Source organism: uncultured Thermus sp., assembly GCF_938010445.1.
Classification (GTDB): Bacteria; Deinococcota; Deinococci; order Deinococcales; family Thermaceae; genus Thermus; species Thermus altitudinis.
This window is the reverse complement of the sequence record NZ_CALLUR010000015.1, coordinates 1-10261: the sequence shown is the minus strand read 5'-3', so window position 1 is coordinate 10261 and position 10261 is coordinate 1. Positions and strand designations below refer to the sequence as shown.

Sequence of the window (10261 nt, the reverse complement as noted above, 5' to 3'; positions counted from 1 at the left end):
ACCCGTAGCTGGGCGGCGGGGAGCCACTTGACGTTTACAAAACGGCCCCGCCCAGCACGGCCTTGGCGGAGCCTCTGAAAGGCGCGATCGCCCTTTAGGGAAAGGAGTCTGCCCCCCTTAGGGGGGGCAGGCCTTAGGCGTTCACCCTGGGGGTGAGGCGCCAGCGGCCCTTCTGCCTTCTCCGCTTCAACACCTTCCTGCCGCCTGGGGTCCGCATGCGGGCCCGGAAGCCGTGGGTCTTGGCCCGTTTCCTCCGGTTGGGTTGCCAGGTCCTTTTCATCCATTGCCCTCCTTTGGGGCCTTGGCCCCCAATACCCTAAAGAGTGTAGCATAAGGAGGGCGGTAGAAGGTCTAACGGTTTTTTACACCTTGGCAAGAGAGCGTTGACATGGGCTGGGGTTCCCCTTATACTTCCCCCCAAACGGTTGTTAGGGAGGATCTCCGTGGCCCAGCTTGAGGTGGAAAACGTCACCCTAACCTTCGGCGGCGTGGCCGCCCTTGCCTCGGTTTCCTTGGCGGTGGAGAAGGGGGAGCTGGTCTCCGTCATCGGTCCCAACGGGGCGGGGAAGACCAGCCTCCTAAACTGCATCTCGGGGTTTTACCACCCCCAGCGAGGACGGATCCTCTTTGAGGGACAGGAGATCACCCGCTCAAGCCCCCACGAGGTCACCCGGAAGGGCATCGCCCGGGCTTTCCAAAACATTGAGCTCTTCTCTGGCCTTACCGTGTTGGAAAACCTCATGCTGGCCCGGCACACCTACCTAGGCTACAACCTGTTCCAGGCAGGGGTTTTTTATGGGAAGGCCCTGGATAAGGAGGTGGAAAACCGCCGGATGGTGGAGGAGGTCATTGACTTCATGGAGCTGGAGCCTTACCGCAAGGCCCTGGTGGGCAACCTTCCTTATGGGGTCAGGAAGCGGGTGGAGGTGGCCCGGGCCCTTTCCCTCTCCCCCAAGCTCCTCCTTCTGGACGAGCCCATGGCGGGGATGACCCTGGAGGAAAAGGAGGACATGGTGCGCTTCATCCTGGAGATCCGGGCCCAAGGCACCACGGTAATCCTCATTGAGCACGACTTGGGCGTGGTCATGGACATCTCCGACCGGGTCTACGTGCTGGACTTCGGCCAGGTGATCGCCGAAGGACCTCCCGAGGAGGTGGCCAGGAATCCCCGGGTGCAGGAGGCCTACCTGGGGGTGGGAGCATGAAGGCCCTGAGGCCCTCCTACGAGATGAAGCGCTACACCCTGCCCCAGCTTCTGCGCCTGAGGGCGGAGGAGGAGGGGGACCGGGTGGCCTTGAGGGAAAAGGACTACGGTATCTGGAATGAGATCACCTATGCCGAGTATTATGAAAAGGTTCTTCTCTTCGCCCACGGCCTTCTGGACCTGGGGTTCCAACCCGGGGAGAGGCTGGCCATCATCGCCGACAACATCCCGGAGTGGCTCTATGCGGAGCTTGGGGCCCAGGCGGTGAGGGGGATCAGCGTGGGGGTCTACCAAAGTAGCCTTCCCCCGGAGATCGCCTACATGCTGGACTACACCGGGGCCAGCTTCGTGCTGGCCGAGGACCAGGAGCAGGTGGACAAGCTCTACGAGATCCGCAGCGAAATCCCCAAGGTCCGCCACGTGATCTACGAGGACCCCAAGGGCATGCGGGGCTACCGGGACCCCTGGCTCCTTTCCTTTTCGGAGGTGCTGGAGCGGGGCCGGGAACACCGGAGGAGGTATCCGGATGCGGTGGAGCGGTTGCTCCTCGAGGCCAGCCCCGAGGAGGTCTGCCACCTTTCCTCCACCTCCGGCACCACGGGAAGGCCCAAGGCGGCCATGCTCCGCCACCGCAACCTCATCCACATGGGGGTGGCCCTGCAGGAGGTGGATCCCCTTTTGCCCACGGACGATTACCTCTCCTTCCTACCCTTGGCCTGGATCGGGGAGCAGATGATGTCGGTGGCCATGGCCCTCACCGGGGGCTTTGCCGTCAACTTCCCGGAGGCGGTAGAAACCGCCATGCAGGACCTTAAGGAGATCGGCCCCCACGTGATGTTCAGCCCGCCCAGGGTCTGGGAGGCCATCCAGAGCAACATCTGGGTGCGCATGTCGGAGAGCTACGCCTTCAACCGTTTCGTCTACGAGAAACTCCTTAAGATCGGCTACCGGGCGGCGGAGTACCGCATGCGGGGGAAACCCATGCCCCTGGGGCTTGGCCTGGCCTACTGGGTGGCGGACCAGGTGCTCTTTAAGCCCTTAAGGGACCAGTTGGGCTTCTTGCGCCTGAGGCGGGCCTATACCGGGGGTGCCGCCTTGGGCCCCGATGTCTTCCGCTTCTTCCACGCCATCGGGGTTAACCTGAAGCAGATCTACGGCCAGACGGAGATCATCGGCATCGCCTTCGTCCACCGGGATGGGGATGTGCGCCACGATACCGTGGGCCTGCCCATTCCCGGCACCGAGGTGCGCATCAGCGAGGAGGGGGAGATCCTCTGCCGCTCCGATGCCGTCTGCGCCGGGTACTGGGAACGCCCCGAGGCCACGGCGGAGACCTTCCGGGACGGCTGGCTGCACACGGGGGATGCCGGCTACCTTACCGAGGATGGGCACCTGGTGGTGATTGACCGGCTTTCCGACGTCATGCGCACGGAAAGGGGGACGGTCTTCAGCCCGCAGTTCGTGGAGAACAAGCTGAAGTTCTCCCCTTATATCAAGGAGGCGGTGGTCTTCGGCGACCGCAAGCCCTACCTGGCGGCCTTCATCAACATCGATCCCCAGACGGTGGGCAAGTGGGCGGAGGACCGGGGGCTGGCCTACACCACCTATCTGGACCTTTCCCTAAAGCCGGAGGTGGCGGAGCTCATCCGCCAGGAGGTGGAAAAGGTGAATCGGGAGTTGCCCGAGGACCTCAAAATCCGCCGTTTTGTCCTGCTCTATAAGCTCTTGGACGCCGACGACGAGGAGCTGACCCGCACGGGCAAGGTGCGCCGGGGCCTCATCGCCAAGAGGTACGCCCCCTTGGTGGAGGCCTTGTACTCCCCCCTCGAGGCGGTGGAGGTGGAGGCGGAATACCGCTACCAGGACGGGACCGTCCAGCGGGTGCGGGCCCGGGTGCCGGTTTTGCACCTGCGGGAGGAGGTGGCGGCGTGAGCTTTTTCCTGCAACTTCTCTTTTCCGGGATTGTGCTGGGCTTGGTCTACGCCCTGGCGGCCCTGGGCTTCGTCCTCATCTACAAGGCCAGCCGGGTGGTGAACTTTGCCCAAGGCCAGTTCATCGCCATCGGGGCCTTTTTGGCCTACTGGGCCATGGTGTCCCTGGGGGCTCCTTTCCTATTGGCCGCGGCCTTGGCCTTAGGCCTCACTGCCCTCCTGGGTTTTGGCGTGGAGCGGGTTTTCCTGAAACGCATGGTGGGCCAGCCCATCATCGCGGTCATCATGGCCACCATCGGCCTGGCCTCCTTGCTGGACGGCCTGATTCACCTCACCCCTTATGGGGCGGGAAACTTTAGCTATCCCAGTTTCCTACCCGCTGGGGGGGTGACGCTTCTGGGGGTGCAGATCTCCTATGCCCAGCTTTTGGCCGTGGGCTTCACCCTGCTCTTTCTCCTGGCCTTCACCTGGTTCTTCCAGCGTTCCACCCTGGGGGTGGCCATGCGCAGCGTGGCCGACGACCAGATGGCGGCCATGAGCCTCGGGGTTTCCGTGGAAAGGGTCTTCGCCCTGGCCTGGGCGGCGGCGGGGCTTACGGCGGCGGCCGCGGGCCTGGTGGTGGGGACCATCTCCGGCCTCAACCTGGACGCCTTGGTGCACATCGGCCTGCGGGTTTTCCCGGTGGTGATCCTGGGGGGGCTGGACTCCATCCCGGGGGCGGTGGTGGCGGGGATTCTGATAGGGGTGTTGGAGAACCTGGCGGCGGGGTTCCTGGACCCCTATGTCCCGGGCGGGGGTACCCGGGACGTCTTCCCCTTCCTGGCGCTCCTTTTGGTCCTTTGGTTTAAGCCCCATGGCCTTTTCGGCACGGAGGAGATTGAGCGCGTATGAGAAACCCTTGGGCCCAGACGGGAAACTACCGCACCTCTTACCGGCAGGACACCAGCATCTTCGCCACCCACCGGGAGCTGGTTTCCTTGCTGCTCTTCCTGGGTTTTCTCCTGGTTCTCCCCCAGTTCCTCTCCCGAACCCAGGTCTTCATCCTGGACCTGATCCTGGTGTACAGCATCGCGGTCTTGGGGCTTAACATCACCACGGGCTACGCCGGCCTCATCAACATCGGCCAGGCGGCCTTCATGGGGGTGGGGGCCTACACGGCGGCGCTTCTGGCCCCCCAGGGGCTTCCCTTTTGGTTGGTGGTTCCCCTAGGGGGTCTGGTAGCGGCCTTCTTCGGCTTCCTGGTGGGGATCCCTAGCCTGCGGGTCAAGCACCTTTACCTGGCCCTGGCCACCTTAGCCTTCCAGGTGGTCTTTGAGTGGACCGTGGGGCACCTGCCCCTTCTGAAGCAGGGCGGGGCCATGGATATGCCCCGGGCCAGCTTCCTGGGGTATGAGGCGGGTTTTCGCAACCACTTTCACTTTTGGTACTACGTCGCCTTGGCCATCTTGGTGATCCTGGCCCTCTTCTTCCGCAACCTGCTTCGCACCCGCTACGGGAGGGCTTTGGTGGCGGTGCGGGATAACGACCGGGCCGCGGACGCCATGGGCATGGACCCGGGCCGCACCAAGCTCTTCGCCTTTGCCCTGGGCGCTTTTTACGCTGGGGTGGCGGGGGTGCTCTACGCCTACCTTTCCCGGGCCGTGGTCATAGAGGACTATACCTTTGCGGTTTCCATCAAGCTTTTGGCCATGGCCATCGTGGGGGGATTGGGTACCCTGGTGGGGAGTTTCCTGGGGCCGGCTTTCCTGGAGCTTCTGGACGTGAACATGGAGGCGCTTTCCAACCTCATCAAGGCCCTGGGGTTCAGCGTGGCGGGGGTGGACGTGGCCAGCGCCCTCAGGCCCTTGGCCTTTGGCCTCATCATCGTCCTCTTCCTCATGTTTGAGCCCAGGGGGCTTTACAACTGGTGGCGCCTGGTGCGAAGCTACTTCCGCACCTGGCCCTTCAAGTACTAGGCAACCCCCCCTTATGGGGTTGGCAATGGGAGGTGAGCGAGATGCGAAAGGTTTGGTTGGGTCTTGTAGCCATGGCGGGGCTGGCCTTGGGCCAGCAGCAGGTGACCATCCTGTGGTCGGGGGCCATCACCGGTCCCACCTCGGATGCGGGGGCGCCTTATGCCGCGGGGGTAGAGGACTACTGTAAGTACGCCAATGAAAGAAAGCTCATCCCGGGGGTGGTGCTGAACTGCCTGGTACGGGACGACCAGTACAACAACGCCAACACCCAGCGCTTCTTTGAGGAGGCCCTGGACCGTTTCAAGATCCCGGTTTTCCTCTCCTACGCCACCGGGGCCAACCTGCAGCTGAAGTCCTTGATCCAAGAGGTAAAGGTCCCCACCATTCCCGCCTCCATGCACGTGGAGCTCATTGACCCCCCCAACAACGAGTACTTCTTCATCCCCACCACCACCTACTCCGAGCAGGTGGTGGCCCTTTTGGAGTACATCGCCAAGCAGAAGAAGGGGGCCAAGGTGGCCCTAGTGGTCCACCCCTCGCCCTTTGGCCGGGCCCCGGTGGCCGATGCCCGCAAGGCGGCGGCCCAGCTTGGCCTGCAGATCGTGGACGTGCAGGAGGTGGGGGCGGGGAACCTGGACAACACCGCCCTCCTCAAGCGCTTTGAAGCGGCAGGGGTGGAGTTCATCGTGCACCAGAATGTGGCCGGGCCGGTGGCCAACATCCTTAAGGATGCCAAGCGCCTGGGGCTGGACAAGAAGATCAAGCAGCTTGGGGCCCACTACACGGGCGGCCCTGACCTCATCAACCTGGCGGGGGATGCGGCGGAGGGGTTCTTGTGGGCCACTAGCTTCTACATGTACCACGAGGACACCCCGGGTATCCGTTTGCAGAAGGAGCTGGGGGAGAAGTACAAGCGTTCCCAGGCCATCGTGGAGAGCGTGAACTACACCAACGGCATGCTGGCCACCGCCATCGCGGTGGAAGCCATGCGCCGGGCCCAGGAGCGGTTCAAGCGCATCACCGGGGAGACGGTTTACCAAGCCCTCATTGGCATGAACGGCCCCAACGCCTTTAAGCCGGGCTTTGCCGTTTCCACCAAGCAGGGCATTGAGATTGACTTCACCAAGACGGAGCGTACTGGGGCGGAGGGCTTGAGGATCCTCGAGGCCAAGGGCGGCCGCTTTGTCCCCATCACCGAGCCCTTCACCTCGGCCCTCTTCCGCAAGGTGCACTACGGCAAGTAGTCCGTTAGGCCCGGGGGGCAACCCCCGGGCATTCCTTTCGCCATGAGCCTGAACCCCACACGCCCCGAAGACTTAGGCCCCATCCTCCTTTTGGTCAACAACATCGAGGTGGTCTACCACGACATCATCCAGGTGCTCCGCGGTGTCTCCCTAAAGGTGCCCGAAGGGCGCATCACCGCCCTCTTAGGCCCCAACGGGGCGGGGAAGACCACCACCTTGAGGGCCATCTCCGGCCTCCTCATCCCCGAGGATGGGGAGGTGGTGAGGGGGGAGATCCTCTACCAGGGGAAGCCCATCCATAACCGCCCCCCCGAGGAGATCGTGCGGATGGGGATCGTGCAGGTGCTGGAAGGCCGCCGGGTCTTTAAGCACCTCACGGTGGAGGAAAACCTCTGGGTGGGCACCCTGACCCGAAAGGCCGTGCGCCTAAAGGAGGAACTGGAGCGCATCTACCACTACTTCCCCCGCCTGGCGGACCTCCGCAACCGCTTGGCTGGGTACTGCTCAGGGGGGGAGCAGCAGATGATCGCCATCGGTAGGGCCCTCCTGGCCAGGCCGCGCCTCCTCCTCCTGGACGAGCCTTCCTTGGGCCTGGCTCCCCTTTTGGTGCGGGAGATCTTTGACATCGTGGCCCGGGTGAATGCGGAGGAAGGGGTCACGGTCTTGGTGGTGGAGCAGAACGCCCGGGTGGCCCTTTCCATCGCCCACTACGGCTACATCATGGAAACGGGCCGGATCGTGCTGGAAGGGGACCGGGAGTACTTGCTGGAAAACCCCGACGTGCAGGAGTTCTACCTGGGGGTGGCCAAGGGAGGCGGGCGGAAAAGCTTTAAAGAGGTCAAGGCCTACAAGCGGCGAAAGCGGTTCATGTAGCCCGTTTGCGCGCAAGAAGCCCCCCCTGTAAGGGAAGGCCAGGAAGCCGCCCGGCCCGCTATCATGAGGGGGATGGTGCGCTTTCGTGCCGAGGGGGTGCGCCTGGACCAGGCGGTGGCCGAGGCCTGTGGGGTGAGCCGCAGCCGGGCCCAGGAGTGGATCGCCCAGGGCCGGGTCCAGGTGGGGGAGAAGGTGGTGGCGAAGGCCTCCTACCGCCTTAAGGGGGAGGAGGTCCAGGTGTTCCCCGAGGAGGACAAGCCCTTCGTGCTTCCGGAGGACCTCCCTCTCCCCGTGCTCTATGAGGACGAGGACCTCCTGGTCCTCAACAAGCCCGCAGGCCTCCTCACCCACCCGGCCCCTGGGGTCTACACGGGCACCGTGGTGAACGCCCTTTTGGGCCGGCATTTCCCCCTCGAGGAGGCCGAGGCCTCCCGCCCCGAGCTGGTGCGCCCGGGCATTGTGCACCGCTTGGACAAGGATACCAGCGGGGTCTTGGTGGTGGCTAAGCACCCAGGGGCCCACGAGGCCCTGGCCAAGGCTTTCCGCGACCGGTTGGTGATGAAGCGCTACCTGGCCATCACCGAAGGGCATCCCCGGGAAGGGACCCTCATCGCCCCCATCGGCCGCCATCCCGTGGAGCGGCACAAGATGCATGTCGGGGGGATTGCGCCTCGGTATGCGGAGACCGAGTTCCGCATCCTGGCCACGGCGGGGGCTTTGGCCCTGGTGGAGGCCCGGCCCCACACGGGGCGCACCCACCAGATCCGCGTCCACCTGAAGCATTTGCAGGCCCCTATCCTGGGGGATGCGGTCTACGGGCGGGTAAGCCCCCATATCCCGCGCCAGGCCCTCCACGCCTATGAGCTCCGCTTCCCCCACCCCCGCACCGGCCGCATCCTGGAGTTCCAGGCCCCGGTGCCCGCCGATATGGTCCAGGCCTGGGAGGGGGTGGGGGGGAGGTGGCCGGAAGAACTTTTGCAGGCATTATACTGAAGCCAAAAGAGACCACCTGTGTTGTGACGGGGATGAAGGTATGGCTAAAGGAGTAGGCGAAATAGAAGTTTCCGAGCCGGGTAATGAAGGGAAACCGGCGGTTTTACAAGAGCCGTTGGAACATGGCCCGGCTTTTCTCGGCTACCATCGCCTCTTTATAGGCGATGCGCGACAGGTGCTTCGCTCCTTTCCCGATGCCTCAGTGCACTTGGTCTTGACCTCTCCTCCTTACTGGACCTTGAAACGTTACGAGGATATTCCGGGTCAGCTGGGACACGTGGAGGATTACGAGGCTTTCTTGGACGGGTTAGATAGCGTTTGGAGGGAGATCTTCCGGGTTTTGGTGCCCGGTGGACGGCTGATCATCGTGGTGGGTGATGTGGCCGTTTCCCGGAAGCGCTTTGGCCGACATGTGGTCTTCCCCCTCCACGCGGATATACAGGTGCGTTGCCGTAAGTTAGGCTTTGACAATCTGAACCCTATCCTGTGGCACAAGCGTACGAACGCTACCCTCGAGGCCAATCGCCCCGGGTTTTTCCTAGGTAAGCCCTTTGAACCCGGGGCCATCATCAAGACCGAGGTGGAATACATCCTGATGCAGCGAAAGCCTGGGGGCTACCGCAGACCCACCCCAGAACAGCGGGAAAAGAGCCGCATCCCCAAGGATCTGTTCCAAAAATGGTTCCGACAAATATGGGATGATATTCCTGGGTGGAACACTAAAGCCCACCCAGCCCCCTTTCCGCTAGAGCTAGCCGAAAGGCTCGTACGCATGTTTAGTTTTACGGGGGACACGGTTCTGGACCCCTTTGCCGGTACGGGAACGACCCTTCTTGCCGCCGCTCGCCATGGTAGGCGTTCGGTTGGCATAGAGTTGGTGCCGAGATACGCTCAACTTGCCCAGGAACGTTTTGCGCGCGAAGGGGCAGGCCAGGCTCTCGCATTGGAGGTGGTGGCGGGTGGAGTTTAGTGCTTTAGCTCGTGATCTTGAGGACGCATTACAAGCTGTGGTTGCGCTACCCTCCACCAGCAGCGGGCGACAGAGCCCAATGGTGGATTACACCTGGAAAAGGTTAAGGGAGCGCTTACCATCCCACCTTTGGCCGTTTTTGCAGAAGGAAGCAAGAGTACCGGGTCTAGCGAGAGAGAAAAGGTGGGATTTGGGGTTAATATACCCAGGAAAAGAAGGGGCTCGCAAAAAACCACGGCTATTGATTTCCTTTAAGTCCATTTTAGCTAATCCATCGGGTTCGTGGCCAAATCGGCTGGATGATCTTGTCGGTGAAGTATCTTCTGTGCAGATGCTCTTTCCCGAGGTGGTAATAGGGTACACGGTGATTGTGGATTTTGGTGCCCCTACTAACAGGGGCCGATCCCATAGCCTGGGGCCTTCTGCCTTTGACCGATTTAAAGATGGCCTCAGGGCGCTCTCCAGAAGGGAACCACCCCTGTGGGCTCAGGGCCTGATAGAAAGGTATTGGTTGGTGGAGGTTGACACTCGGAGGCAACCCGCCTTACAGGATCCTATAAAGGCAGTTAAGGAGGGAGAAGAGTTTTTGGATGCTTTGGTGGATGCTCTCCGCAGCAGGGAGCCCTTGTTATTTTTAGCAAGGTAGCAAGGCTTTGATCAGTCCTCATGGGGGTTTTCAGATCATGGCTTGTGGAAGGGAGTGGGGGTTTTATGGTGTGCTTTAGCTAACGTTGGACGGCAGCAAGTCCTCTACGGCCGCCGCTAAGCGCTTTATTCCCTTAACGATGTTCTCCTGGTTCACCGAGGCGTAGGAAAGCCTTAAGGTATTCTCCCCGCCCCCATTGGCAAAGAAGGCTCCGCCAGGCACGAAGGCCACGTTTTCCTCTATGGCCCTTCGGAAAAGAGCCTCGGCGGATAGGCCTTCGGGCAGGGTCATCCAGACGAACATGCCCCCCTTGGGCCGGGTGTAGGCCACCTCCTTGGGCATCTCCTTCCCCAGGGCCTCCAGCATGGCCTGGGCCTTGGCCCTATAGGTGGCGCGGATCCTTGCCAGGCGCTCGGGGAAGCCCTCCTTCACCAGCTCGTGCACC

Annotated in this window: 10 protein-coding genes; 8 read left to right on the top strand and 2 right to left on the bottom strand. The window is 62.5% G+C overall.

The window, feature by feature from the left end:
- Positions 1–133: 133 nt before the first annotated feature.
- Positions 134–280 (bottom strand): 50S ribosomal protein L34, encoded by a 147-nt coding sequence (gene rpmH, locus Q0693_RS00850; RefSeq protein WP_015716485.1) that lies wholly within the window; start codon positions 278–280, stop codon positions 134–136.
- A gap of 163 nt (positions 281–443) precedes the next feature.
- On the opposite strand from rpmH, the gene Q0693_RS00845 reads away from it, so the two are divergent.
- The 8 genes from Q0693_RS00845 (at position 444) to Q0693_RS00810 (ending at position 9170) form a co-directional block, all read left to right on the top strand.
- On the top strand, positions 444–1205 hold the full coding sequence (locus tag Q0693_RS00845; protein WP_298628368.1) for an ABC transporter ATP-binding protein: 762 nt from the start codon (positions 444–446) through the stop codon (positions 1203–1205).
- A complete protein-coding gene (locus tag Q0693_RS00840; protein ID WP_298628364.1) occupies positions 1202–3136 on the top strand; it encodes a long-chain fatty acid--CoA ligase in 1935 nt (644 codons plus the stop codon). Before Q0693_RS00845 ends, Q0693_RS00840 begins: the two co-directional genes overlap by 4 nt.
- Complete coding sequence (locus Q0693_RS00835) at positions 3133–4026, top strand: branched-chain amino acid ABC transporter permease (RefSeq protein WP_243030054.1); 894 nt, start codon at positions 3133–3135, stop codon at positions 4024–4026. Before Q0693_RS00840 ends, Q0693_RS00835 begins: the two co-directional genes overlap by 4 nt.
- Entirely contained in the window at positions 4023–5090 is a 1068-nt protein-coding gene (locus Q0693_RS00830; protein WP_243030055.1) for a branched-chain amino acid ABC transporter permease, read from the top strand. The genes Q0693_RS00835 and Q0693_RS00830 overlap by 4 nt, the downstream gene beginning before the upstream one ends.
- Before the next feature lie 41 nt (positions 5091–5131).
- Positions 5132–6334, top strand: coding sequence for an ABC transporter substrate-binding protein (locus Q0693_RS00825; protein ID WP_243030056.1), 1203 nt, complete (start codon positions 5132–5134; stop codon positions 6332–6334).
- Between the two features lie 42 nt (positions 6335–6376).
- Positions 6377–7207, top strand: coding sequence for an ABC transporter ATP-binding protein (locus Q0693_RS00820; protein ID WP_243030057.1), 831 nt, complete (start codon positions 6377–6379; stop codon positions 7205–7207).
- A 72-nt stretch (positions 7208–7279) separates the two neighbouring features.
- Entirely contained in the window at positions 7280–8200 is a 921-nt protein-coding gene (locus Q0693_RS00815; RefSeq protein WP_298628352.1) for an RluA family pseudouridine synthase, read from the top strand.
- A 115-nt stretch (positions 8201–8315) separates the two neighbouring features.
- Positions 8316–9170 carry a site-specific DNA-methyltransferase gene (locus Q0693_RS00810; RefSeq protein ID WP_298628394.1) on the top strand — a complete coding sequence of 285 codons (855 nt, stop codon included), beginning with the start codon at positions 8316–8318 and terminating at the stop codon, positions 9168–9170.
- A gap of 721 nt (positions 9171–9891) precedes the next feature.
- Here Q0693_RS00810 and Q0693_RS00805 read toward each other — a convergent pair.
- Positions 9892–10261, bottom strand: a 370-nt coding sequence (locus Q0693_RS00805) for an aminotransferase class I/II-fold pyridoxal phosphate-dependent enzyme (RefSeq protein WP_298628349.1), incomplete at its 5' end; no start/stop codon positions are given.